Below are 23,771 nucleotides of genomic sequence, written 5' to 3'. Positions count from 1 at the left end.
TGCAAAAAGAGGGGATGAATGTTAATCTCCTCTTTTTTTCTACCATGTAAATCTGTGTCTTTCACTGTCCAATGTCCTTATGGGGATATTCCATTCAGTATGATGGATAATCAATCAGAAGTCATTGAAATAAAATTTCATTGATATTACATACATAATATTTTACTATGGATATAGTAATGAATTTTTCAACATTAAAAAATTGATGCAATTATTAGAGATATAAAGCCAAGTCTTTAAGGGAAAAGTCCATATTATTTAGGATGAAACAAGATGAGAAAAATAAGTAGTATGTTTGTAATGCTGGCTATTATAGGTGTAGCTGGCTGTTCAAATGGGCATGAAGCCATACAGTCAGAAAAAAACACCCAATATAAGTATGAATCCGTTGCCGATTACAACGAGTTCATCATACGGCCTAATATTAAAACAGGGAAACTGATGATTCAGAAAAAGGATGGGTTTATGGATATACAGATGCAAATTATTTTATCCAAAAAACTTGAAACCATGCTGAAGAGTACGGAACATCCTTACTTTTTTTCTTTCGGCGATGAGGAAGGAGAAGAATTGGTCAGCAGCATGCTGGTTGAAAAACCGACTCCCATTTATGGAGATTTACAAAAACTGAAAATTAAAAATCATACATACCAATTGCAACAAAAGTTAGTTTATAAAAAAAATATAACACCTCAGAATTTGAAGCAGCTGGAATCCCCCAAAAACTATGAACTGCAAGTATTAAATCAATATAAGCAGGTCGTTGCAGTCATAATGGGTATCGGGTAAGCTCATTCATTGTGGATGACCAAAGCTTTTCAATGGTCAATAGGAAATGGATGAATTGAATAGGAATGTAAAAAGCAAGTAGGATGCTGTAAAAGCGTATGCTTGCTTTTTTGATTACTTAAAATAGGTAAACGATTCAGTTTAGTGTGTCGGGTTGGTACGGTATAATTAAAAGGCCGACCGTTGGAATGTATAAGGGGTGTTGAGTATGGCCAGAAATAAATATCCGGAAAAAACAAAGCAAAAAATCCTAACAGTATCCGCAGAACTCTTTCACACAAATGGGTATGAACAAACAAGCATGCAGGATATTGTCAAAGCTTTAGACATGTCAAAAGGGGCTATCTATCATCATTTCTCCTCTAAGGAAGATATTCTGAAAGCAGTGCTGGAGCAGCGAGGCGAAGAAATGGAAGCAATGCTGAAAAAGTGGTTATTACAGTTACATGGGTTTACGGCACGAGAGAAATTGACACTGTTGCTGCAAAAAAATATAGACAAGCAATTTTCTCATCATACATGGGTTACTCAGGTTGAAAACCCGCATTTGATGGTGGGCACAATCAAACAAAGTCTCAAGAAAAGTGCACCTATCTTGGCGGATATAATGAGAGATGGCATGAGGGATGGAACAATCGATACGGATTATCCGGACGAATGCGCGGAAGTCTTTTTGCTTTTGGCGAATATTTGGTACGATTCTGTTCTGCATGCTTGCGATCACAATAAACTCACAAAGAGATTGGCTTTCCTCCAGCATATGATGAAGGTATTGGGAGCGGACATCATGAGCGACCAGCTCTTAATGGACTATAAACAATATGTTAAAGATTTATCGGAGCTCATGAAATATGAAAAGGGAGAGATGGCAGCGATAAGCGGGAAGGACGAATAGGCCATCACTTCTACGTGATGCATAAATAGAGAAGCAGGCCTTTCTTGCAAGGCTTGCTTCTTTTTAAGAGAAGGGAACATTAGAGCCACTTCAGTACATAGTATTTAGTGATCGCTAAATACTCTCTTATATATAGTTTCAATTTGGCGCTATTCGGGGTTTTTGCCGGGAGGCCGGTCATTTGCAGGCCATTATCCTCCGCAATAGACAATGCTCTGTATAGGTGGAATTTATTAGAGACGATTGCTCCGGATTGTTTAGCGCTAATAGGAATAAGCTTTTTGGAAAAAGCGATATTTTCTTTTGTTGAAGAAGATTGATTTTCCTGGATGATTCGGTTTTCCTCTATGCCTAGTCCCTGCAGGGCATTAGATATGGCTAGGGCTTCGCTTATACCTTCGTTAGGCCCTTTTCCGCCAGAAGCAATGGCAATTGTTTTTGGATGGGCCTTCAAATAACGGGCAGTTGTATGTATGCGTTCATTCAAGGCAGGTGAAGGGGTTTCACCATTCACTTTTGTGCCTAAGATCATCAAGTACCCGGTATCATCAGGAATCGGTGTCTTGCCCGCACTGCTGATTTTCCATTGGAGAATGGCTATATAGGCAATCGAAACGATAATAAACATAGCGAGAACAAGCTTGACTGTTTTTTTCAAAGGGTTACGATCACTCCTATTTTCTGAACAAGGATAGCTTCATTTTATCACAATCTAAAGAATAGGAGATTTAATATATGAAGCTAAAACGATCATTCGAAGGATGACCGTTTTAGCTTCCGCTTTCTTTTGTCCGGGACGTTTAAAAATACGACGCCCCCAATAATCAGCAATAATCCAAGCAGTGTAGCGGAGCTGAAAGGTTCTCTCCAAACAAGGATCCCGATTAAAGCTGTTAAGGCAGTGCCCACTCCTCCCCATATGGCATACGCCAAACTGAGTGGAATCGTTTTTAGGCATAAGGATAAACAGTAAAAGGCAACTGAAAAGCCGATCACTACTCCGGCGGAAGGAAGTATCTTGGTGAAACCATCAGATAGTTTAAGCATGGTTGTGCCACATATTTCACTTATAATGGAAATGCCCAATAATATATAACCGTTCATGTATCCAGTCTCCTATTCGTTTATGGGTCAATGAATGCCGCTGCTGGATAATTTCAGGAGTACGACGCCTCCGATGATGAACAATATACCCAACCCTTTTGTAATAGATGCCTTTTCTTTATAAATGAATATCCCCACTAGGGCAGTTAAGGCAGTGCCGACACCTGACCATATCGCATATGCGGTACCCAGCGGTACAGACCTCAAAGATAAAGATAAAAAGTAAAAAGCGATTAGTAAGCCGCAAATGGCCCCGACAGATGGCCATCGTTTTTTGAAGCCATCCGCCATTTTTAACATAGAACTGCCAAACACTTCACTGATAATAGCAATTGCGAGAAATAGATAAGGATTCAACGTATGCACCTCCTATTGAGTCATCAGTTTTAACCGTTCGATCACTTTTTCCTGCATATGAGGATCGAGCGGAGCGATTTGGAATAACTCAGAATAGTAAAGTCCGTCGATAGCTAGACGGATAATAGTTGCAGCGACTGGATCAAGGCCATCCTGTTCCACTTTGGTTTGCATATATTGATACGCTTCCGATATGTTTCCTGATAAATCTGTATGAAGCATGGAAGCGGCAATGATCCCGACATTTAATTCAGCATGTTGATCAATGTCTTTTTTTGTAGTTTCAATTAGAGCCCTGCTCCATCGCCCTTTTTCGGTAACATCGTTTTTGGCATGATCCTCAAATGCTTTAGTGAAGTTTTGAAGAATATAATCTGCTAACCCATTCAGTAAAGCTTCTTTATTGGGAAAGTGATACAATAGTCCGCCTTTACTGATTCCTGCTTGCCGTGCAGTGGCATCCAACGTAAGTGATTGAAAATCATTATTGAGTATATATTCTTTTGCGGCTTCTAAAATTTTTTGGCGCTTTTGAGCTGCTTTTGTATTCATAAGGAGTCCTCCTTTGCAAAACCGTCTGTTTGGTCTTTTATGAAATTACTATACCGTCCGGACGGTTTTTATGTCAAGGATTAATCATTATGCCCAGTCCATGTTGAACGAAAAAAGAATAGTCTCGCTGATGTTCTTGCTAGGATGGTGGTATACACTAATAATACAGAGTGGATACGTTTGAAGATGTTTTGAGGAAGTTCTCTATTTAAGGCATAAAGAGGTGAGATACTGTGATTTTCGGAAAGAAAGAACACGGTTATAACTATGCGGCCAGGCCATGTGCATATGCCGTTATATTGGATGAGAAAAGAGAAAAGGTTGCAGTGGTTCAAAATGGGAGCGGCCGTTATTTTTTGCCTGGCGGTGGGATAGAAAGGCAGGAAACACCGGAGCAATGCCTCATCCGTGAATTGCTTGAAGAAACAGGCTATGAAATAAGGATTGATTCGTGCATTGGAAAGGCGCAAAACTATTTTGTCAATTCAAAGGGTGAAGCTATACTGAATGACGCCCTTTTTTACCTTGCTGGATTGACACATAAGGTCCAGGAACCGGTCGAGATGGACCATATTCTGTCTTGGATATCTGTAGAAGAAGCTCATAAGCTGTTTCATCGACATCAACAGTGGGCGGTTAAGACAGCAATAGGACAGGAATAAAGGACATCGTGCTGTATGCGGAAAAATGTCCGTCCATTCCATTTTTCTTCTGAAATATATGATGATTGGCCTGAATATTGTTATACTAATCCTAACCAAGTATTAAGAAAGTGGGTATAAACTGTGAGACCATTACAAGCAGAAATCATTGAAGCATTAAAAACAAAACCTGAAATCGACCCTAAACAGGAATTCAGAAGAAGTGTCGACTTTATTAAGGATTATTTGAAGAGATATCCATTCTTAAAGAGTGTCGTCCTTGGTATATCAGGAGGGCAGGACTCAACATTATGCGGATATATGGCACAAAGTGCTGTCAATGAATTGAATGAAGAAACCGGAAAAGATGAGTACTCATTTATAGCAGTCAGACTTCCATATGGCGTTCAATTGGATGAGGATGATTGCCAGGATGCCTTGGGCTGGATCAAGCCTTCCTTATCATTGGCTGTGAATATTAAAGATTCGGTCGACGCGAGTGTCGCATCTGTTGAAAAGGCAACAGGAAAGACATTAAGCCATTTTCTCCGCGGGAATGTAAAAGCGAGAGAGAGAATGAAGGTCCAGTATGATTTGGCCGGCCTATATCAAGGGGCTGTCCTTGGAACTGACCATGCTGCCGAAGCCGTGACAGGATTCTATACGAAGCATGGTGATGGAGCTTGCGATTTGGCTCCGTTATACCGCCTTACGAAAAGACAAGGAAAAAGCATCCTGAATTATTTAGGGGCGCCAGAGCACCTGTATACGAAAAAGCCGACTGCCGACCTGGAAGACGATAAACCACAATTACCGGATGAAGTGGCGCTCGGTGTATCCTATGAGGACATCGACGACTATTTGGAAGGAAAAGAAGTCAGCGAAAATAGTGCCCAAACGATTGAAAACTGGTATAAGAAAACAGAACATAAGCGATTTGGCCCGATTACCGTTTTTGATGACTGGTGGAGACAATAACCCAAAAACCCCTTGCATTCTCAGCAAGGGGTTTATTTTCTATAGCATTGCTGGATCTTAATAACCGGAATCATCTGAGGTGAGGTTATCGAGCATCGTATAATCGTATTGCTGGAGCGGTTTTTCCGCCGGCCCTTCAATGACTTCGCCCGTAATCGAGAATCTGGAGCCGTGGCAGGGACAATCCCACGTTCTTTCGCCGTTATTCCATTCCACTTCACAGCCAATATGTGTGCAAGTGGTATCCACCATGTGGAGTTTTCCGCCGCTATCTTTATAAACGCCTTTTCGATGGCCATTAATCATCATCACGGCACCTTCATCCAAGGACAGATCGTTCAGCTGCGTTTCTGGCATTTCCAGTTTGCCTTTCAGCAAATGGCCGGCTACATTGGCGTTTTCCATCAACACATTTTTCAGGCTTGGATTCATGTGGAAGCGGGAAGGGCTGAATAAGGTCTCATATTTGCTTTCTTTTTTCAATACCATGTCCTTGAAAAGCAAGGCGGCCGCTGTTCCATTTGTCATTCCCCATTTACGGTATCCGGTTGCGATCAACAAATTGTCATGTCCGGAGGTAATACTGCCGATATAAGGGATGTTGTCGAGTGTGATTAAATCCTGCGCAGACCAGCGGTAGGGAATTGCTTCAAGGCCAAACACATCTTCGCCGAATGCTTCAAGTGCCTCATAGCATTTGAGCGTGTCCCCACCTTGGCCGGCTTTGTGGCTTTCGCCGCCGATCAAAACATATGATTCTCCATCCATTGATAGTGACCGAAGCGATCTGGTCGGCTGTTCGGCACTTATGTACATGCCTCCCGGATAATCCTTTTTGGTTTTGGCGGCAATCACGTACGAACGATCGGCATGCAGCCTGGTTGAATAAAGGCCTGTACCTTCATAGAAAGGAAAATGGGAGCACAAGAGAACATAGTCGGCTGTAGCGGTTGCTCCATCACGTGTGAACACAGTCGGCCTTTCTCCCGGTTGGATGTTGACCGCAGTCGTCCGTTCAAAGAGACTGGCCCCTTTCTCGATGGAGGCTTCAAGAAGCCTGGAAAGATATTTAACCGGGTGGAATTGTGCTTGATTTCTCATAACGAGTGCATTTTGAATGTCCAGGTTGAAGGGAATGCTGGCGACCAATTCTCCATCTATTCCAAGAAGGCTATATGCTTCCGCTTCCTTCTCTAATGTTCTTGCATATTGTTCGGTCGTACTGTAAATAAAGGCATCCTGCTCGAGAAAATCGCAGGAAATATCAAGTTGGCCAATGGTTTTCCTCATAAATGACAATGCATCTGCGTTCGCTTGATAATAAAGTGAAGCCATTTGTTCCCCCACATTCTGGATAAGGCCGTTGTATATCAAACCATGCTGTGCGGTCACTTTTGCAGTCGTATGTCCGGTAGTGCCATTAAGCGCCTTGCCGGCTTCCAGGATAGCGACGTTGAAGCCTTCATTAGCAAGTAGGTAGGCAGATGTGATCCCTGTAATACCTGCGCCCACGATAATGACGTCAACATCGATATGGGTTGATAAAGCGGGATAATCAGGCAAAATCGACTTATCCAGCCAATAGGATTCGGGCTGGTTGGGGAGGTGTCGCTTTTCTTCGTTCTGGGGCATGTCATTCCCTCCATTTCGGTATTTTATGTTAGTTTTTCCAAAATGAAGAGGGGATAAACAGTGCTTATTTGATCTTAAGGAAGGCAAAACAAAAAGCAGTGGATGAAACCATCCACTGCCTAGTCCTATATAGAGCAAAGGCTAAATGCCTTTTTTCTTCGGATCTGTTAACGTTCCGGGTTACTAACCACTCTCATACGCCAGCTGGGGCCGGAAACGAAACTTCCGCTCATCAAACCCGCAACTTGATAAAAAACGCGCTTATCAATTGTTTTGCTTAAAGATCCAATCCTTTGAACTCCTGCAGCAATTCACGGAAATACTGAAGAGCACTTTCAACCGGTTCACCCGAAGCCAAGTCAACGCCGGTCTTCTTTAAGAGCTCCAATGGAAAGTCTGAGCTGCCGCTTTTCAGAAAGTCCAAATAGGCTTCTTTTACGGATGGATCACCGCTTAGCAGAGCCTTCGCGATATGAATGGCCGATGCAAAACCGGTTGCATATTTATACACATAAAATGGACGATAAAAATGGGGTATTCTAGCCCAATTATAGGCGACTTCCTTATCGAGCGTGAATGCATCGCCATTATATTCCTTGAACAGATTTTCATAAATATCATTGAAATCTTCCGCATTCAGCGGTTCTTTCTTTTCAGCCCGTTCATGGGTGATTTTTTCGAATTCGGCAAACATGACCTGTGTGAAGAAAGTGCCCCGGAATTGCTCGATAAAATGGTTCAATAAATATTTCCTCATCTTTTTATCGTTTGCTTGCTCCAGAAGGTAATGGATCAACAGCACTTCATTCACTGTCGAAGCGACTTCTGCGACAAAAATGCTATATCTTGCTGTAGGGAACGGCTGTGTTTTTGAGGAGTAATAACTGTGCATCGCATGGCCCATTTCATGAGCAAGCGTAAACAGGCTGTTCATGTCATCCTGATGGTTCAGCAATACGAAAGGATGCACGCCGTACACACCCATATTATACGCTCCAGACATCTTTCCTGGCGTTTCTCTGACATCGATATATCTCTTATGCTTGAAGGCAGCCAGTGTTTCACCATATTCAGCGCCAAGCGGTGCCAATGCCTTCAGCATGGTGCCGTATGCATCGTCAAATGATTGTTCCTGTTCGACATCATCGACCAGCTTTACACTGGCGTCATACAAATGCAAGTCATCCAGCCCCAAAATATCTTTGCGTACATACGCATACTCATGCAATGCATCTACATGTTTTTTCGTTGTTTCAATCAACTGGTCATACACACTTCTTGGCACATTATCTCCAAACAAAGCCTTATCCAGTGCGGAAGGGTAGTTCCGGATGGAAGAGACAGTTACGTTGTTTTTAATCGCAGAAGAAAGGGTGGCAGCAATTGAGTTTTTCAATTGGATATACGGTTCATAATGGGCAATATAAGCTTCTTTTCTCTGTTCCCGATTCCCGTTGCGAAGGATCAGCGAGTACTTGCCTCTTGTTAATTCTTCTTTTTTTCCCTCACTATTCGTAATGTCACCGAACTTGATATCTGCATTATTGATCATTCGGTAAATATGATTCGGTGCAGACATCGCCTGTCCCATTTGTGACATGATTTCCTCTTGCTCGGAGGACAGGACATGTGTTTTGTATCTGTACATTTCCATTAGATCCTGCTCGAAATAGCGCAATTTTGGTTCATCCACTAGATACTGCTTCAATTTTTCTTCATCAAGGCTCAGTAAGAATGGAAAGAAAAAAGAAACCGCTTCGCTTAATGCAAAGCTCAAGCTTTCTGCCTGATTGAGCAAGCCTTGGGACTCAGGGTCGCGTGTATCTAGGTCATTACTCAGCCTTGCATAGGCGGAAACGAGCGTAAAAGTCTTAGACACTTCTTCATCCTTATTCAGATATTCGTACAGATCACTTGCATTATGTATACGTCCATTGAATTCCTTCAATTCCTTTGTCAATTGTTTGACTTTTTCTACACCTTCCAGCCAAGCCTCTTTTGTAGGGTAGATATCGTTCAGGTTCCATTTTTCTGCCTCCGCTACATCGTTGCGGCTTTTATAGTGAATCATACAATCATCCCTTTCTTAATAACCTATCTTCATATTAGCCTTTTTTTTCGTCCATGTCAGTTACTTAGGCAACCGTGTGCTTAGTTTTTACAGCCGGGAAAAAGTATTCCCGGTTTTCTACATTATTTGTCTAAAGGAAGAATGATAAACAAAGCTAAAATGGGTTTCTAACTAATATGCTATATTTGGATAAATATGTTATTATCAGAAGTAATACATACTAGGAGGCGTAAAATTATGATGTTGAGACAAAGAAAAATGGGTACAAGAGCAGAGGAAGGCGTATCAACGGCCCTATAAACTGCGTTCTTCCTCTTTTTATATGGAGGTATTTTCCTGTTGCTGAAACGGAAAAAGAGTACAAGGTTTTCTCTGCAGCCACACATGCCATTTGTTGAATGTAAAAACATGTTCACCATAGCGTTAGCAGAATGGCAAGTAACTGCCTGCTGCAACCGAAAGCAAACTTGTTTTGTTTGTAAGGGGGGCGGCAGAAAATGACCCCAATTAAGAATATCGGCATCTTGGCACATGTGGATGCAGGGAAAACGACGGTGACGGAAAGGTTATTATTTGAAGCAGGAGCCATTGCTTCAGCAGGTGATGTAGACGAGGGAAACACAGTGACGGATTCAATGGAATTGGAGAGGAAAAGAGGGATAACCATCCGCTCTAGCACTACTTCTTTTTATTGGAAAGATCAAAAAATCAATATAATCGATACACCGGGGCATATGGATTTTTTTGCTGAAGTGGAACGGGTATTCGGCATCTTGGATGCAGCTGTACTGGTGATTTCCGCAAAAGAAGGCGTCCAAAGCCAAACAAGGATTATATTTCAACAATTGAAGAGAATGAAGATACCTGTCCTTCTGTTCATTAATAAAATTGACCGGAATGGTGTGGAATTAGAACCTCTTTATGGCCAGATCAAAGTTGAGCTTGATGACCGTTTAGCCATCATGCAGAAAGTCATCCATGGAGGCACATCGACACCTGCCATTTTGGATGAGGCACCTATGGCAGATGACATCCTGCATTGTCTATTTGAGCGTGATGAAATGCTGGCTGGAAAATTTTTGAATGACCAGCCTATTTCGGAAGATGAATATAAGCAGTCTTTTTTGGCAACTGTCCAATCAGGGGATGTGTTCCCCGTTTTTCACGGTGCCGCTGCCAAGGGGATCGGCATTCCATCTTTACTGGATGCCATCGATCGACTGCTTCCGAGTTATAAGATTCCTTCATTAGATACTTTAAGCGGGTATGTCTATAAAATTGACAGAGATGCAAAATGGGGGAAAACAGCATATATCAAACTATTTTCCGGCTGTCTATCCATCCGGCAAAATGTAGATATAAGCAATAAAAACCGTGCAGGCTTTAAAATCCGCCAGCTGTTCAAACTGGAAAACAGCTCGTTCCACCCTGCCGAAAAGGTCGATTGCGGTGACATCGCAATCCTGCCTAATGCCGATCCTTTATCGATAGGAGACATACTGGGCGCTCCTTTTCGTGCAATGCCGGTGGTATCCAGGGAAAAACCGACTCTTCAGGTTTCTCTCCAACCGATAGTAAGCGGAGACAGAAGCAAACTGATCCAGGCTATTTATGAGTTGACAGAGGAGGATCCTCTTCTACAGTGCAGTATTTTACAAGAAACCAATGAAATAACCATCCATATATATGGAAAGGTCCAGATTGAAATCATCCAGTCGTTATTAAAAGAACGATATGGCTTGGAAGCTCTGTTCGGATCATTACTAACGATCTATAAAGAGTGTCCGACCCAAGCAGGCGAAGCGATCATCAATATGGGTGTAAAGCCAAACCCCTATTATGCATCTATCGGATTGCGGATTGAACCGCTGCCGATAGGCGCTGGGATCGAATACGAAAGCCTGGTTTCATACGGCTATTTGAACTCATCGTTTCAGAATGCAGTTCAGCAAGGGGTAGAAAAAGCATGCCGGTCCGGTTTGAATGGCATTGAACTGACCGATGCCAAAATCACGTTTTTTTACGCCCAGTATGCCAGTCCCGTAAGCACCCCTTCAGACTTTCGCCATTTGGCTCCCTATGTCATGGAAGCAGCAATTCGGAAGAGCGGTACAGAGCTGCTTGAGCCTCTTTGTTCATTTCATATGGAGATTCCGGCTGATTGTGGGGGAAGGGCCATTCATGATGTCCTGGAGATGGGGGGGACCATCCAAAATATGTCGCCAATCGTAAGCAGAATGGCAATCAGCGGCATCATACCAGCCGATACATCGCGTGAATATGCCGCCGAAGTGATTGCCTATACCGAGGGAAAGGGCTTGTTTTTAACAGAACCTGCAGGATATGGAAAACTAGATAGAGACCTGGGGGATTTTCCTACTGCCTATTCTTCGGAACCTGATCGCCTGCGGTATTTGTTTTTAAAGGCTGAAAGAGAGGAAGAGGCGAAAAGGGGAGGGAATCAAGAGTAAGGCTTCGGTATGGAAAAGAGATCAACAATAGGAGGCGGTGATTTGTAGCACGCCCCTATTGTTTTTTATGGATTATCAACCCATTATAAAAATAAAGACATACCCGGTGCATCGGCATCGCGAGGAATAAAGCCTAATTTCTTATAAAAATGTTCCTTTCCTTTCGCACAAAATAATTGAATCCACTTAATCCCTTCCTGATCGCATTTTTTAATCAATGCGTTCATTATTTTTGTCCCGATTCCTTTGGTTTGATAGTCGGGATGAACGATTACATCACAAATAAACGTTTGATAAATCCCATCTGAGATTATCCGCCCAAATCCAATTAAAGACTTATTATGATAGAAAGAAACAGAGTACCAACTATTACAGATGGCCCTATACAATTGGTCATATGTATATAGTCCGTCGTTATTCCATCCCGTTGTTTGGTGTAATCGTGTAAAGTCAACCCGAGCAGGAATGAATTCACTAAATTCAAATTTCATCATCTCTGTTTTGTTTACATCTTCTTCCATTCTATATCCCCCTACTATATTTTGTATAATTATGGCATTTGCTTCATTGTTACACAATAGTCTGATTTTTCTGTGCAGTCAACCTGCCACAACAGGTATTCACAAATCAGGACAGAAGGCGAAAGAGCCTGATAGAAAGAATCCAATCAATCATTGGCAAACGGTTAGATGGATCATTAGTTCCTGTATCAGCAAATGATTGGGAAGAAGCATAGAAAAATAATGAGGAGAATAGGCTAATAAGGATATTCATTTGTGGTTATTTATGGAAAAATCAGAATAATGGTCATTCTTATGATACACTTTTTTTAGAGAAATGATTGGACAACAGGGGATGATTTCTTTAAAGTACAGGAGGAAATCAATGTATGTTAACAATTGAGCAATTAGAGGTGGCCTTCGGTGAGCATAAGGCATTATCGATCCAAACGCCGGTTGATATTAAGGCGGGTGACCGGATAGGCATCATCGGTTCAAATGGGGCGGGAAAGAGTACGCTTGTGAAAGCGGTGCTAGGATTAGTCAAATATAAAGGCTCTATCCGAACCAATCTCTCCTTGCGGGAAATAGCTGTGCATATGCAACAAAACCATTATGTAAAAACAATGTCCGTCAAGCACATTATGGAGGCTATATTAAACACGGATATTAAACAAAATAAAAAATTGATGGAGCTGATTGATTTTTTTCAATTCGAGGGCAGCTTGAAGAAACGGTTCCATACATTATCAGGCGGACAGCAGCAACGGCTGACGATTATTCTTGTTTTGATGCAGGACGCACCTCTTACCTTCTTTGACGAGGTGACTTCAGGCCTTGATTTTGAAACACGCCAAAAGCTGATGGGAAAAATAACGGACTGGTATCAGGGCAAACATACAGGACTTTGCGTTGTTTCGCATTATTATGATGAACTGGAGCGGCTGGTCAATAAACTGTTGATCCTCGATAAAGGAAAACTTGTGGATTTCGGAAAGGCTGAGGACTTATTTTCTAAATATTGCGGCAGATCAATCGTCACCATCGAACATACAGAGGAAAGCAAAGCTTTGACGAAAGAGTATGCACGCATTGAAGCCCCTCAGCATTTGCTGGCTTTCCCCTGCAGGAATAACGAGGAAGAATGGACGTTTACGAAGATGTTCACGGAACACAATATCAATTATAAACGAAGCAATAATGATTTCGAAATCATGTACGTGAATGCATTGAAGCAATTCAATTCAAACAATGGAGGCACAGGAAAATGAAAACAAAAGGAGTTAGCCTTCATTTAATCAAATATGAACTGCGCAATACATGCGGAAATCTATTCACCATTTTTTTCGGAATTGGCTTTCCGATTCTAATGTCTCTCCTAATCGCCAAAATGATCAGCGGGGAAATGCCTGCTGCTCAATTAGCGGAGGCAACGACAAGCATCTTTTTGACAATGATCATGATTATTCCAATGGCGACGCTGCTGATTGGATATGCGGCCAACTACTCGCAGGAACTTGAAAATGACATCCCTCTAAGAATGAAGCTTTTCGGCTATGAGGAGAGGAGCATTCTGCTGGCTAAAATGATTGCCAATCTCTTATTCATGATTTGCGCGGTTCTTATCTATGTATGTGTTGATTGGATATTGCTCGATATGTTGGCTCCAACGCCTATTGCTGCCATTGTGTTATGCTTCATCATTTTATTGGTCAGTGCCTTTCTATTTATGGTCGCTCATGCTGTGGCTTCGATATTCAAAAAATTCGGACCGACTTATGGTGTAACGATGACTTTGTATTTTGCCTTTATGATCCTTTGCGGGATGATGGGCATCACTACGGATCAGCTGCCCCATTTTTTGCAGGTCATTTCAAAAGGGCTGCCGATGTCTTATATGAATAACGACTTTTTGGCTTTTTGGCAGGGTAGAAGCTATGATTTTATGCCAATCGTCCTTTCATTTATCGCTTTCGGCAGTATTTCTTTTGCACTGCTATTTATCAGTTCATGGAAGAATAAGCGAACGGTCAAATAGTTGTAGTGTGGATAGAATGGTTGTCTGGTAGTTAAACAGTCTTTTTTTGAAAATGAAAGAGAGTCGGCAGAAACCGTTTTTTATATAGATTGCTATTTCATTCCTCCTACTGTAGTAATAGATCTTGTTCATACAGAAGGAGGAATTTAGGCCTTTATGCAGAATTAGTAGCTGTATAGAAGAGGAGGGGGTTGTATGTTCCCGCAGCTTGAAACTGAACGGCTTCAACTGGTCGAGTTGGATGATTCCTATATTCAATCCTATTTTGATATTATGTCGAATGAAGAAGTGACGCGCTACTATGGCATGGATCCCCTACAGACCCAGGCGGATGCAGAAAACATCATCCATTCCTTTGCCGATGCCTTTAAAAAAAGAAGCGCCATCCGTTGGGGCTTAGTATTGAAGGATTCTAGTGATTTAATCGGGACGATCGGCTTGAATGCCCTGCAATTAAAAAGTAAAAAAGCGAACGTCGGATATGAAATCCATCCATTTTACTGGAGAAGAGGATTAATGAAGGAAGCAATGCAGGCCATCATGGCTTTTTCATTTGAAGGCTTGGGCCTAGTAAGACTCGGTGCGGTCACCTTCATACAAAACGAAGCCTCTAATCAGCTTTTAATGAAAGCAGGTTTCCAACAAGAGGGTGTTTTGCGGTCTTATCTATTCCAGAATGAAAGAAATCATGATGCCTTCAGCTTTTCGCTCTTACATAACGAATGGCGGCATTTATACGGAAAGGAAGACATGTAATGATGATCCGAAAAGCTCAAGCTGGAGATGAAAAAGCCATCGCTGCGGTACATGTCCAATCATGGAAAGAGACGTATAGAGGCTTGATTAAAGATGAAATACTTGAAAAGTTGGATGTGAAGGAAAGAGAAAGAAACTGGAAGATTACGATTGAAAACAATCAAATAGTATATGCTGCCTGTGATGATCATGGCCAAATTGTCGGTTTTGCTTCAGGGGGCAAGAACCGCCATAAACCATTTCCGCATGAAGGCGAATTGTACGCCATCTATTTGCTAGCTGAACATCAGGGAAAAGGGTTGGGCAAGAACTTATTTTTACGAACGATGGAGGCCATTAAAAACAGCGGCTGCCAATCTATTCTGGTATGGGTGCTTAGCGAAAATCCGACCCGATTCTTTTATGAATCATTTGGGTGCGTGAAGCTAGGGGAGGCGTATATCGATCGTTTGGAAGTGGAAGAGATTGCGTACGGGTATAGCGATTTAACGTTTTTGGGAGACAATCGACCGTAGAAAAGTGAATCGTTTGACATAATAAGAGAATGTATGGTAAATTTATTTCGAAGTAAAGATAATATAATTAGAAATAAAAACAACATTTCTCTTTTTTTAATTGTATATCTCGAAATAGAGATAATTTAAATCGTATTAAATGGACAGATAAGTAGGAGGAATAAACCATGAATCATTTAAAAGGGATACACCATGTAACAGCCATTACAAGCTCTGCGGAAAAAAACTATGAGTTTTTCACATATGTGCTTGGAATGCGTTTAGTAAAAAAAACAGTGAATCAGGATGACATCCAAACATACCATCTCTTCTTCGCTGATGATAAAGGAAGCGCCGGTACAGATATGACGTTCTTCGATTTCCCCAATATTCCGAAAGGGGTCCACGGAACGAACGAAATTGCCAAAACCTCATTCCGTGTGCCGACAGACGCAGCCCTTGACTATTGGGTGAAGCGATTTGACCGCTTGAAAGTGGCGCATACAGGCATAAAAGAACAATTCGGCAAGAAAACACTATCCTTTGCCGATTTCGATGATCAACAATACCAATTGATCTCAGATGAACATAATCAAGGAGTGGAATCAGGCACACCTTGGCAAAAGGGACCGATCCCATTGGAATTCGCTATAACAGGATTAGGGCCAATCTTTGTCCGAATTGCTGATTTTTCTTACTTCAAGCAAATGCTTGAGCAAGTGATGCTCTTTAAAGAAATCGCCACAGAAGGCTCATTCCACTTATTCGAGGTGGGAGAGGGCGGCAACGGGGCACAGGTCGTCGTCGAGCATAATGCCGTACTTCCAGTGGCACGCCAAGGCTTCGGAACAGTCCATCATGCCGCATTCCGCGTCGCTGACAGAGCAGTCCTTGATGAATGGACAAATCGAATGGAAGGCTTCGGCTTCCATACATCCGGCTATGTAAACCGCCATTTCTTCGAATCGCTATATGTCCGCGTCGCACCGCAAATCCTATTCGAATTCGCGACAGACGGACCAGGCTTCATGGGCGACGAATCGTATGAAACCGTCGGAGAAAAACTATCATTGCCGCCATTCCTTGAGCCGAACCGTGCACAAATAGAACAGTTGGTTAGACCAATCGATACGGTCAGAAGTACGATGGAATTTGAGAAAGAGTATGAGTGATTGAATGAATGATGGGGAGACAGGCTGAAGGACTTGATGTCCATTGGCTTGTCTTTTTGTTTTTCTGACCTGTTCCTTGACAGGGATGGGGTCGGGGGTTCGAATCCCTCTCGGGTCATCACTTTTTAGGAGCCAGAAACCTTTATGTATCAAGGGTTTCTGGCTTTTTGTTTGGAGCGGGTTTTCTATGGTGATACGCTCTTTTAGTGAAATGCTCACATAATGCTCACAACAGGCTCTTTTTTCTGCATCAAGGCGTTGTGGAAGGTATCGGCGACTTCATCCTGATCAGTAGGTATCAGGTGAGCATACGTATCTAATGTTGTTTTTGGTTTGGAATGACCTAATCGATTGGCGACTTTGACGATATCTACACCTTCGCTAATCAAAATCGAAGCGTGTGTATGACGAATCTCGTGTATGCAGATCGATGTGACCTTTGCCTTTTCGCATAATCGCTTCATTACACGTAATAAGTTACGTGGATCTTGAAAGGTTCCTTGTTCCGTACAAATTACCAAGTTGTTATCCTGATAGGTTTCACCTAATCGCTCTTTCCACTCGTCTTGCTGCTCTTTATGAGTGATTAGCTCATTTAGGATGTAATCAGTAATAGGAACTTGACGCTTCGACTTGAAAGTTTTTGGAGGAGATAGTTGATAGCCTTTTTCAGGAATGTGAATTAATGTGCGTTCTACACGGATGATTTTTTTCTTGAAATCAATATCACTCCATTTGAGCCCAAGAATTTCACCTCTACGCATTCCGGTATAGATGGCAAGTAAGAAGGTGATGTAATGTCTCTCTTCCTTGCAGTGTTCAAGAAATCGGTGTATTTCATCAAAAGACCATATTACTGTGTCTTTTGTTTTTACGGATGGTGGATCCGCATCCATAACCGGATTGTGAGCAATTTTCTTCCACTTAACCGCTTGTTTGAAAGCTTGATTCAACAATTGATGGATTTTGCGTATGGTATTGGTGCTATACCCCTCATCTAACTTGTCGTTGTATAAACCATCTATCATTTCTGTTGTGATTTTTGAGAGTTCTTTGTTGGCAAATGGATTCTCACGAATGAGATGTTTATCCATTGCAGTCTTTCGATTGTATACAGTTGATTCTTTAACTCGTTTTTGATAATGAGAAGTGAACCAATACTCCATATAAGAAGCGAATGTGACTTTGGTTGGTTCCACATATCGGTTCTCGTCTAATTCAACGAGCCATTTGCGAAGGTGTGCTTCAGCATCTCGTTTTCTAGTGAAAGTACAATTGGTTCTTTGTCTTCGCTTACCTGTATATGGATCTCTTCCTATATCCACAATAACTTCGTATTTCTTTCCTCTTTTTCTGATACTACCTTTCATTGTGCTTTCCTCCTAGATTGATAACTAAGCTTTTGAAAAGCAGTGGTCTATTATTAGTTTGCCCACTTGCTTCATTCTTTATAATGCTTGTGCTTGCTGTTGAGATAACCATTTAAAGAAAGCATCTTTTTGGACTCGTTTGGTTCTACTTATACGAATCAATGGAAATGTGGATTGCTCCATTATTTCGTAAGCAGTTGGTTTAGAAATCATTAGGATTTCTGATATATGTACCGCAGTAAGGATTAGCGGGTATTCTTCAATATGTTTATTCATCTAGTACTCTCCTTGTTGTAACGTTTCTATGTTTAATAGTTTTGAATGGTTTATGTGACATTATGAATTGTCCATAACTCCAGTTTATAAAGGTATTTAAGTGAAGTGGAAAAAAAGTGAGTAAAAATGAAAAAAATTTTGTGAAGAGATTATATTGCGGTGTTTTTGTAAAACCAACGGATGGAGAAGATTTGTTGTGTCTGTTTGGTGAACTAGTAAACGTTTAATTTTAATGGTTGGTTAGATAGGGGTATAGCATTAAAATCTATGAAGAAAAATATAAAATGGAAAGTTATTAAGTATTTGAACATATCCAGGATAGGAGAATTTTAAATATGACCATTAATGAAAGAGATGCATATTTAGAAAGAGCTTTGCGACAGGCTAAAGCATCACTAGAAATAGAGGGCTTTAATATTACAAATGCTCATACAGAACTAGTGCATTCCCTCTTATCTCGTATGATTACTGAAGAAGAATACCGAAACACAGTGATGCAAATGGTCAAAGATAAAAAATGAGCAATAAAAAAGTTTATCTAATCATATATACGAAAAGCTTTGATTATTAACGATAACTTTAACTTTGACTTACAATATTGGTGGTATAGCAGAATATCGCTTAAATAATCCAAAGAACCTAAATCGATATGTGCAATACGTCAGACATAGGAAATTTGACTACAATCGGCAAAATAAAACGAAACAACTAAAGGACTAAGCTGCCATAGGTGGATGGAACTTAGTCTTTCTTATGGGTTCTGTTCAGATAAATTGATATTCTAGTATCATTCTTTGATGCTTTGATATAATAGATTTATAAAAAGTGAATATTCTAACACTAATAGTCGTGAAAGGAGTTTAAAGGTGGAAATCTACATAAATGAAAATGAGGTGGTGAAGAGTAATGAAACTACATAGATACTATATTAAAAATTACAAGAAGAACACAGCAGCCCTCATATTAAGTATTTCTTTAACGATTGCACTGATTGTAGGTATGCTCACTTTAATACATAGCAATCACAAAAATGAGGCAAAACAGAATCAATTTATTTATACGGCAATCGATTTTCAACTTAAGGATCTTAACAATCAACAAATAGAAAAATTAAGAGATAATGAGCAAATCAAACACTTGGGAGTCAGTAGAGGTAGAGGCATTATTCATACAGAAGACAACCAAAGGGCTATGGTTGTTGAAGCAAATCAAACAGAAATCATAACCGTATCTAAATTACTTAAAGGACGAATGCCCGAAAATGAAAATGAGATTGTAGCTGAAAAATGGGCATTGTTAAACTTAGGAGTAAATCCAGTAATCGGTTCAGAATTTACGTTCAATACAACATCCTTTGTTGATTCGAAAAATGAAAAAGTCACTTACAAAATTGTTGGAATAATTAATGATTTATCCTTAAATAAATTAGCTAGTTCAGTAAATCTTTATACGGGAATAGATAACCGAAAATATAGTGATTTTATCGCAACCATTAAATTCAAAGAAAATGTCAATAAAGACACAGCCATTAAGGATATTCAGCAAAACCTACATTTTCCTCCAAAAAGGATTTCTAAAAATGTATGGGAAGAGGATATGCAAGCTTTAGCAAAAATGGATGTAGAGTTTGGAGCTTTGCTGATACTGATTTGTGCCATCATTATCTATGGTGTGTACCGCATTTCGCTTATGGCTCGGGAGAAACAATATGGTGTCTTAAGAGCGATGGGAATGAAGAAAAAACAAATGCGGAAATTGATTCTCGCTGAACTCTTAGATATGTATCTTATAAGCATCCCAATTGGCGTTGTTTTGGGGATTTTAAGTGCTTATATCGTGACTCTTCTTTCAAAAGATAGAATGATAAAAATCTATTTTTGGGGGAAGGAAGATCCATTTAGTATGGTCATTCCAATTGTTCCAATTTTTATTTGCATCATATGTGTTGGAATTATTGTTGTGCTTATCGGGCTTATAGGAAGTCGTAAAGTGAATAATCAATCCATCATAGGAACGATTTTTGGTACAGCAGAAAAACAATCTAGTTTCCATTTATTAAACTTAAAGCCAGGAAAAAGTATTTTAAAACCTTACCAAACACTAGCAATCAAATACGCATTTCGTGATTTGAAAACGACCGTATTGGTAATTCTCTCTATTAGCATCGGATGTATTCTGTTTTACGGAATGAGTTATCAAGCAAAAATGGCACAACAAACAAATCAGATAAGCAAAGAGCAAAATTTCTTTAATGGTGATTATATGATGAACGCCTATGATGATATGTCCGCCACTGAAGGAATTAAAGGCGAGACAATAGAAAAAATAAAAGTTATTTCAGGTGTTAATGGTATCGAAACACAGATGGCTTTACCAGTAAAAGTGATAGAACAAGATATTAATCGAAACGAAGTCTATTTACAACAAGGAAATGAACTTGTGAAAAAAGTCTATGGATTTTCTTTTACAGGAAAGGACAGTAAAGATACCGTTTATCTCACTAAATTAAAAGGCTACAATGAACCTGCATTAAAAAAATTAAAGGATTATCTCGCAGAAGGAAGCTTTGATGCTACTAATTTGAAATCGAATGAAATTATTATTGCAATGCCTAGAATGAGTACGTACGGAGAATCCAAAGGGAATGTGGGATATTTCAAAAATGGTATAAGTATTATGCAATATAATGTTGGAGATACTGTCCAGCTAAAATATCGTTCGGATTTTAAAACAGATGAAGAGGCTTATTGGCATTTAAAAGATAACGATGCGAAGTATACTTATAAAAATTTCAAAATTGCAGCGATTGTTTATTATCCGTATATGAAAGAAGTGTCCATATTAGAACAGACATATCCTCTTTTGATTACTAGTGAAAAGCATTTTAAACAAATGGCACCAACCAATGTATATGAAACGGTTAATATAGGAGCTAAACCTTCTTTAACGAAAAAGCAGGAAGTGGCTATTGAAGAGAAACTCATTAGCTTGGCTGTCGAAAACCAAAAGGTTACAGCTAGAAGTATGATAGAAGAAAAAGAAAAATTAGATATGATGTATCATAAAAAATTAGTATATGTTATTGGGATGGCGGTAGTTGTTTTTGTTTTGGTATTAACCAATCTAGTAAACAACTTAAAATATCGTATTCAGACACGAAAAAGCGAACTAGGTGTATATCGTGCAATTGGAATGAGATTCAAAACGCTTCAACGTATGATTTACTTTGAGAATATGATGTTAGGGTTTATTTCGTTATTTATTACATTTTTAGTCTCTCAGCCAATTGCAAAATATTTATATAAAAAATCAGAGATTTACTTATTCGGAATACCTTATGAGTATGACTATATGATATTTGTTTTATTAGCATTAATTACACTAATACTCAGCTATATTATTTCGATTGTACTTAGCACCAAGTTGAAAAATGATAATATTATGGAAGATATTAACGATGTAGAATAGATAGGAGCGCTTTATATGAAAGTTGTGGAGGTCTGTAATGTTGAAAAAATATACAACCAAAATAAAGACACAGAAGTCAGAGCATTAAAGAATGCTAATATCGAAATAGAAAAGGGTGAGTTTGTTGCCATCGTAGGACCTAGTGGTAGTGGAAAAAGTACTCTTTTACATTTACTCGGAGGACTAGAGAAGCAAACAGAAGGCATCATTAAAATAAACGGAAAAGAATTAAACGCTATGACTGATGATGAACTAGCAGATTATCGTCGAAGAGAAGTCGGTTTTGTGTTTCAAAAATTTAATCTAATACCTATGTTAAATGCGAAAGAAAATATAGAATTACCCCTGCTTATTGGAAACGATAAAGTGGATAACGAATATGTAGGTGAATTAATACATTTCTTAGGACTAGAAGAACGTGTTAACCATATGCCGGGTGAATTATCTGGGGGGCAACAGCAGAGAGTCAGCATTGCTAGAGCATTAGCTGCAAAGCCAAGTATTATTTTAGCTGATGAACCAACAGGTAACCTAGATCAAAAAGCATCAGAAGAAATAGTAGATTATCTTAAAAAGTTAAGTGAGCAGTTTAACCAAACTGTAATTATGATTACGCACGATTTAAATTTGGCTCAAAAGGCTGAAAAAACAATTCGTATTGTTGATGGTGAGGTTATTAATGATAGTAATTTAACTTGATTTTATTCTAGCAAGCGGTAGAAGAGTTTGTTAACAAGATTCTCTTTATTTTCGCAGTATTGTGTATTGTAATACTAATTGAAAAGGATGCGTGCTCTATGGATAATCAACAAGCAAATTCATTTAAAGAGGCACTTACAAAGCTCAGAGAGAACGGGTTTGACTTAAGTAAAATATCTGAAGATGAAAGAAAAATGATTATGAAGTTTATGCCGAGCGTTGTTGAGGCGGCAACTCAGTTAGCAAAGTTGAACGGAGAATCTTCTGAGAGATTACAAGCAATTATTACAAAAGCAGTAGAAATTTATGGTGACCAATTAAGGAACATCGATTTATCTAAAGAAGAACGTAGCGAAATCAATGGTCTTGTAAAAGAAATGATTGAAACTTCAAACACTGTACATAGAGAAGACAGGGAATGGAAAACAGGAATTTTTAAAAGCATAGCTATGGGTGCTGTTCTTGTTGTAGTAGCAGCAGGTAGCGCAATCGCAATTAAAAACCCTGAAACAAGAAAGCAAGTAGCTGAGAACGCTAAGAAAGCAGCGGAATCAGTTTTTTCTAAAAAGTAAATATAAAAGCAGAGCGATTTCATATGGTGAAGTGCTCTGCTTTTTTAACTACTCTCCTACCTATTTTAGACTTGCCTGTGTCTCAAAAGAAAACGGCTTAATAAAAATATAGGTTCTATTTTAAGAGTCTACTCGACTTGATAGATACTTTTAATGATTCACCTTGAGCATCAATTATTCGTGCGGATTTAATACTTGAATCTTTAGCAGCAGTAGCAAATTCAAAGACTGAAGTAATATCATTAGGGTTCCATTCTGCTACTTTTTTTGTTGAAAAGAATGCAAAATGCGGTTTTTCTTTTTTTACTGGGTTATAGAAAGATATGACGAAATCGGAAAATTGTCTTGAAAGCCGTGACTCTTCATAAAAAAACAAAGCTTCAATTTCTTCGGTTTGAGATAAGGCAAGTTTTAACGCTTTGATCATAGCTGGTCTTTCACTTACTGATAAATGGTAAGCACTTAGACCATCATCTTCAAATATATCAACAATTGTATAACCTTCGAGTTTAGCCTTTGCTAATATTTCTTCTTTCTGCGTTAGTAAAGAAGCATTCTCTTTTTGCTTAACATCAGATCGTCTAACAACTCCTATAGCTTTTCGAATAGGTCGTTCATTATTATGAGGCATATTTTTTATCTCCTTCTTCAAAAAATTCACTAAAATAAGCATCGAAATGAATGTATTCTGGATGAACAATAATTTTCGATATAAGTAATTCGATAAGTGTATTCAATTCGGACTCAATCAATTCGTTAAATCTTAATTCAGTAAACTCTTTCATTAGATGAATATCTTCTATACGATCTTTAATAAGAGTAATGTTTTCCTCTGTCGTATGGAGTTCCTTTCTTAGGACAGTGATTTCCATCATTTTTTTCTCCATTAATGGAGTTGTTTGGGATTAAATGTTTTCGTAAACTCAATACACAAAT

At 39.6% G+C, this 23,771-nt stretch carries 25 protein-coding genes; 14 read left to right on the top strand and 11 right to left on the bottom strand.

Features of this window, described 5'->3' with window-relative positions:
- Positions 1–273 precede the first annotated feature (273 nt).
- Both ABC357_RS10315 and ABC357_RS10310 read left to right on the top strand, forming a co-directional pair.
- Positions 274–789: a hypothetical protein gene (locus tag ABC357_RS10315; protein ID WP_412887421.1), complete on the top strand. Its 516-nt coding sequence runs from the start codon at positions 274–276 to the stop codon at positions 787–789.
- 208 nt (positions 790–997) lie between these two features.
- Positions 998–1,684: a TetR/AcrR family transcriptional regulator gene (locus ABC357_RS10310; protein ID WP_412887420.1), complete on the top strand. Its 687-nt coding sequence runs from the start codon at positions 998–1,000 to the stop codon at positions 1,682–1,684.
- Positions 1,685–1,763: 79 nt separating this feature from the next.
- On the opposite strand, the gene ABC357_RS10305 is transcribed toward ABC357_RS10310, so the two are convergent.
- From ABC357_RS10305 to ABC357_RS10290, 4 genes are all read right to left on the bottom strand, one after another.
- The gene (locus ABC357_RS10305; RefSeq protein ID WP_412887419.1) at positions 1,764–2,342 is read right to left on the bottom strand and encodes a YdcF family protein; all 579 of its coding nucleotides are present in this window, start codon (positions 2,340–2,342) and stop codon (positions 1,764–1,766) included.
- A gap of 92 nt (positions 2,343–2,434) precedes the next feature.
- Entirely contained in the window at positions 2,435–2,788 is a 354-nt protein-coding gene (locus ABC357_RS10300) for a DMT family transporter (protein WP_412887418.1), read from the bottom strand.
- A 27-nt stretch (positions 2,789–2,815) separates the two neighbouring features.
- Positions 2,816–3,145 carry a DMT family transporter gene (locus tag ABC357_RS10295; RefSeq protein ID WP_412887417.1) on the bottom strand — a complete coding sequence of 110 codons (330 nt, stop codon included), beginning with the start codon at positions 3,143–3,145 and terminating at the stop codon, positions 2,816–2,818.
- Between the two features lie 12 nt (positions 3,146–3,157).
- Positions 3,158–3,697, bottom strand: a complete 540-nt coding sequence (locus ABC357_RS10290) for a TetR/AcrR family transcriptional regulator (RefSeq protein ID WP_412887416.1) — start codon at positions 3,695–3,697, stop codon at positions 3,158–3,160.
- Between the two features lie 233 nt (positions 3,698–3,930).
- Between ABC357_RS10290 and ABC357_RS10285 the strand changes: the two genes are divergently transcribed.
- Together ABC357_RS10285 and nadE are read left to right on the top strand one after the other, a co-directional pair.
- Positions 3,931–4,359 (top strand): NUDIX hydrolase, encoded by a 429-nt coding sequence (locus ABC357_RS10285; protein WP_412887415.1) that lies wholly within the window; start codon positions 3,931–3,933, stop codon positions 4,357–4,359.
- A 123-nt stretch (positions 4,360–4,482) separates the two neighbouring features.
- Positions 4,483–5,316 carry an NAD(+) synthase gene (gene nadE / locus ABC357_RS10280; RefSeq protein WP_412887414.1) on the top strand — a complete coding sequence of 278 codons (834 nt, stop codon included), beginning with the start codon at positions 4,483–4,485 and terminating at the stop codon, positions 5,314–5,316.
- 57 nt (positions 5,317–5,373) lie between these two features.
- On the opposite strand, the gene ABC357_RS10275 is transcribed toward nadE, so the two are convergent.
- Both ABC357_RS10275 and pepF read right to left on the bottom strand, forming a co-directional pair.
- A complete protein-coding gene (locus tag ABC357_RS10275; protein ID WP_412887413.1) occupies positions 5,374–6,948 on the bottom strand; it encodes an FAD-dependent oxidoreductase in 1,575 nt (524 codons plus the stop codon).
- Positions 6,949–7,225: 277 nt separating this feature from the next.
- Positions 7,226–9,019 (bottom strand): oligoendopeptidase F, encoded by a 1,794-nt coding sequence (pepF, locus tag ABC357_RS10270; protein ID WP_412887412.1) that lies wholly within the window; start codon positions 9,017–9,019, stop codon positions 7,226–7,228.
- 497 nt (positions 9,020–9,516) lie between these two features.
- Between pepF and ABC357_RS10265 the strand changes: the two genes are divergently transcribed.
- Positions 9,517–11,490 (top strand): GTP-binding protein, encoded by a 1,974-nt coding sequence (locus ABC357_RS10265; RefSeq protein ID WP_412887411.1) that lies wholly within the window; start codon positions 9,517–9,519, stop codon positions 11,488–11,490.
- Between the two features lie 83 nt (positions 11,491–11,573).
- Here ABC357_RS10265 and ABC357_RS10260 read toward each other — a convergent pair whose 3' ends face one another.
- The gene (locus tag ABC357_RS10260; RefSeq protein ID WP_412887410.1) at positions 11,574–12,011 is read right to left on the bottom strand and encodes a GNAT family N-acetyltransferase; all 438 of its coding nucleotides are present in this window, start codon (positions 12,009–12,011) and stop codon (positions 11,574–11,576) included.
- Between the two features lie 368 nt (positions 12,012–12,379).
- Here ABC357_RS10260 and ABC357_RS10255 point away from each other — a divergent pair, with 368 nt between their 5' ends.
- The 5 genes from ABC357_RS10255 to ABC357_RS10235 all read left to right on the top strand — a co-directional run bounded on the left by ABC357_RS10255 (position 12,380) and on the right by ABC357_RS10235 (position 16,450).
- Positions 12,380–13,261 (top strand): ATP-binding cassette domain-containing protein, encoded by an 882-nt coding sequence (locus tag ABC357_RS10255; RefSeq protein WP_412887409.1) that lies wholly within the window; start codon positions 12,380–12,382, stop codon positions 13,259–13,261.
- Positions 13,258–14,028: an ABC transporter permease gene (locus ABC357_RS10250; protein WP_412887408.1), complete on the top strand. Its 771-nt coding sequence runs from the start codon at positions 13,258–13,260 to the stop codon at positions 14,026–14,028. Before ABC357_RS10255 ends, ABC357_RS10250 begins: the two co-directional genes overlap by 4 nt.
- Positions 14,029–14,223: 195 nt before the next feature.
- A complete protein-coding gene (locus tag ABC357_RS10245) occupies positions 14,224–14,784 on the top strand; it encodes a GNAT family N-acetyltransferase (protein ID WP_412887407.1) in 561 nt (186 codons plus the stop codon).
- The gene (locus ABC357_RS10240) at positions 14,784–15,299 is read left to right on the top strand and encodes a GNAT family N-acetyltransferase (RefSeq protein WP_412887406.1); all 516 of its coding nucleotides are present in this window, start codon (positions 14,784–14,786) and stop codon (positions 15,297–15,299) included. Before ABC357_RS10245 ends, ABC357_RS10240 begins: the two co-directional genes overlap by 1 nt.
- Positions 15,300–15,466: 167 nt before the next feature.
- Positions 15,467–16,450, top strand: a complete 984-nt coding sequence (locus tag ABC357_RS10235; protein WP_412887405.1) for a ring-cleaving dioxygenase — start codon at positions 15,467–15,469, stop codon at positions 16,448–16,450.
- 215 nt (positions 16,451–16,665) lie between these two features.
- Here ABC357_RS10235 and ABC357_RS10230 read toward each other — a convergent pair whose 3' ends face one another.
- Both ABC357_RS10230 and ABC357_RS10225 read right to left on the bottom strand, forming a co-directional pair.
- Positions 16,666–17,820, bottom strand: a complete 1,155-nt coding sequence (locus tag ABC357_RS10230) for a site-specific integrase (protein ID WP_412887404.1) — start codon at positions 17,818–17,820, stop codon at positions 16,666–16,668.
- Between the two features lie 78 nt (positions 17,821–17,898).
- The gene (locus tag ABC357_RS10225) at positions 17,899–18,096 is read right to left on the bottom strand and encodes a DNA-binding protein (protein ID WP_412887403.1); all 198 of its coding nucleotides are present in this window, start codon (positions 18,094–18,096) and stop codon (positions 17,899–17,901) included.
- Positions 18,097–18,431: 335 nt separating this feature from the next.
- Here ABC357_RS10225 and ABC357_RS10220 point away from each other — a divergent pair, with 335 nt between their 5' ends.
- The 4 genes from ABC357_RS10220 to ABC357_RS10205 all read left to right on the top strand — a co-directional run bounded on the left by ABC357_RS10220 (position 18,432) and on the right by ABC357_RS10205 (position 22,835).
- The gene (locus ABC357_RS10220) at positions 18,432–18,617 is read left to right on the top strand and encodes a hypothetical protein (RefSeq protein WP_412887402.1); all 186 of its coding nucleotides are present in this window, start codon (positions 18,432–18,434) and stop codon (positions 18,615–18,617) included.
- Between the two features lie 385 nt (positions 18,618–19,002).
- Complete coding sequence (locus ABC357_RS10215; RefSeq protein ID WP_412887401.1) at positions 19,003–21,564, top strand: FtsX-like permease family protein; 2,562 nt, start codon at positions 19,003–19,005, stop codon at positions 21,562–21,564.
- A 15-nt stretch (positions 21,565–21,579) separates the two neighbouring features.
- Positions 21,580–22,263 carry an ABC transporter ATP-binding protein gene (locus ABC357_RS10210; RefSeq protein WP_412887400.1) on the top strand — a complete coding sequence of 228 codons (684 nt, stop codon included), beginning with the start codon at positions 21,580–21,582 and terminating at the stop codon, positions 22,261–22,263.
- Between the two features lie 98 nt (positions 22,264–22,361).
- Positions 22,362–22,835 carry an apurinic/apyrimidinic endonuclease family protein gene (locus tag ABC357_RS10205; protein WP_412887399.1) on the top strand — a complete coding sequence of 158 codons (474 nt, stop codon included), beginning with the start codon at positions 22,362–22,364 and terminating at the stop codon, positions 22,833–22,835.
- 115 nt (positions 22,836–22,950) lie between these two features.
- On the opposite strand, the gene ABC357_RS10200 is transcribed toward ABC357_RS10205, so the two are convergent.
- Together ABC357_RS10200 and ABC357_RS10195 are read right to left on the bottom strand one after the other, a co-directional pair.
- Entirely contained in the window at positions 22,951–23,466 is a 516-nt protein-coding gene (locus tag ABC357_RS10200) for a recombinase family protein (RefSeq protein ID WP_412887398.1), read from the bottom strand.
- Positions 23,456–23,710, bottom strand: a complete 255-nt coding sequence (locus ABC357_RS10195; RefSeq protein ID WP_412887397.1) for a hypothetical protein — start codon at positions 23,708–23,710, stop codon at positions 23,456–23,458. The genes ABC357_RS10200 and ABC357_RS10195 overlap by 11 nt, the downstream gene beginning before the upstream one ends.
- Between the last annotated feature and the right edge of the window lie 61 nt (positions 23,711–23,771).

It is taken from the genome of Bacillus kalamii (assembly GCF_047238185.1).
Classification (GTDB): domain Bacteria; phylum Bacillota; class Bacilli; order Bacillales; family DSM-1321; genus Bacillus_AD.
This window is presented reverse-complemented; position numbering and strand designations above follow the sequence as displayed.

Coding starts and splice junctions, on each gene's coding strand:
- ABC357_RS10315 (WP_412887421.1), top strand. CDS start 274: ATGAGAAAAATAAGTAGTATGTTTGTAATGCTGGCTATTATAGGTGTA.
- ABC357_RS10310 (WP_412887420.1), top strand. CDS start 998: ATGGCCAGAAATAAATATCCGGAAAAAACAAAGCAAAAAATCCTAACA.
- ABC357_RS10300 (WP_412887418.1), bottom strand. CDS start 2,788: ATGAACGGTTATATATTATTGGGCATTTCCATTATAAGTGAAATATGT.
- ABC357_RS10290 (WP_412887416.1), bottom strand. CDS start 3,697: ATGAATACAAAAGCAGCTCAAAAGCGCCAAAAAATTTTAGAAGCCGCA.
- ABC357_RS10275 (WP_412887413.1), bottom strand. CDS start 6,948: ATGCCCCAGAACGAAGAAAAGCGACACCTCCCCAACCAGCCCGAATCC.
- pepF (WP_412887412.1), bottom strand. CDS start 9,019: ATGATTCACTATAAAAGCCGCAACGATGTAGCGGAGGCAGAAAAATGG.
- ABC357_RS10265 (WP_412887411.1), top strand. CDS start 9,517: ATGACCCCAATTAAGAATATCGGCATCTTGGCACATGTGGATGCAGGG.
- ABC357_RS10260 (WP_412887410.1), bottom strand. CDS start 12,011: ATGGAAGAAGATGTAAACAAAACAGAGATGATGAAATTTGAATTTAGT.
- ABC357_RS10255 (WP_412887409.1), top strand. CDS start 12,380: ATGTTAACAATTGAGCAATTAGAGGTGGCCTTCGGTGAGCATAAGGCA.
- ABC357_RS10250 (WP_412887408.1), top strand. CDS start 13,258: ATGAAAACAAAAGGAGTTAGCCTTCATTTAATCAAATATGAACTGCGC.
- ABC357_RS10245 (WP_412887407.1), top strand. CDS start 14,224: ATGTTCCCGCAGCTTGAAACTGAACGGCTTCAACTGGTCGAGTTGGAT.
- ABC357_RS10240 (WP_412887406.1), top strand. CDS start 14,784: ATGATGATCCGAAAAGCTCAAGCTGGAGATGAAAAAGCCATCGCTGCG.
- ABC357_RS10235 (WP_412887405.1), top strand. CDS start 15,467: ATGAATCATTTAAAAGGGATACACCATGTAACAGCCATTACAAGCTCT.
- ABC357_RS10230 (WP_412887404.1), bottom strand. CDS start 17,820: ATGAAAGGTAGTATCAGAAAAAGAGGAAAGAAATACGAAGTTATTGTG.
- ABC357_RS10225 (WP_412887403.1), bottom strand. CDS start 18,096: ATGAATAAACATATTGAAGAATACCCGCTAATCCTTACTGCGGTACAT.
- ABC357_RS10220 (WP_412887402.1), top strand. CDS start 18,432: ATGACCATTAATGAAAGAGATGCATATTTAGAAAGAGCTTTGCGACAG.
- ABC357_RS10215 (WP_412887401.1), top strand. CDS start 19,003: ATGAAACTACATAGATACTATATTAAAAATTACAAGAAGAACACAGCA.
- ABC357_RS10210 (WP_412887400.1), top strand. CDS start 21,580: ATGAAAGTTGTGGAGGTCTGTAATGTTGAAAAAATATACAACCAAAAT.
- ABC357_RS10205 (WP_412887399.1), top strand. CDS start 22,362: ATGGATAATCAACAAGCAAATTCATTTAAAGAGGCACTTACAAAGCTC.
- ABC357_RS10200 (WP_412887398.1), bottom strand. CDS start 23,466: ATGCCTCATAATAATGAACGACCTATTCGAAAAGCTATAGGAGTTGTT.
- ABC357_RS10195 (WP_412887397.1), bottom strand. CDS start 23,710: ATGATGGAAATCACTGTCCTAAGAAAGGAACTCCATACGACAGAGGAA.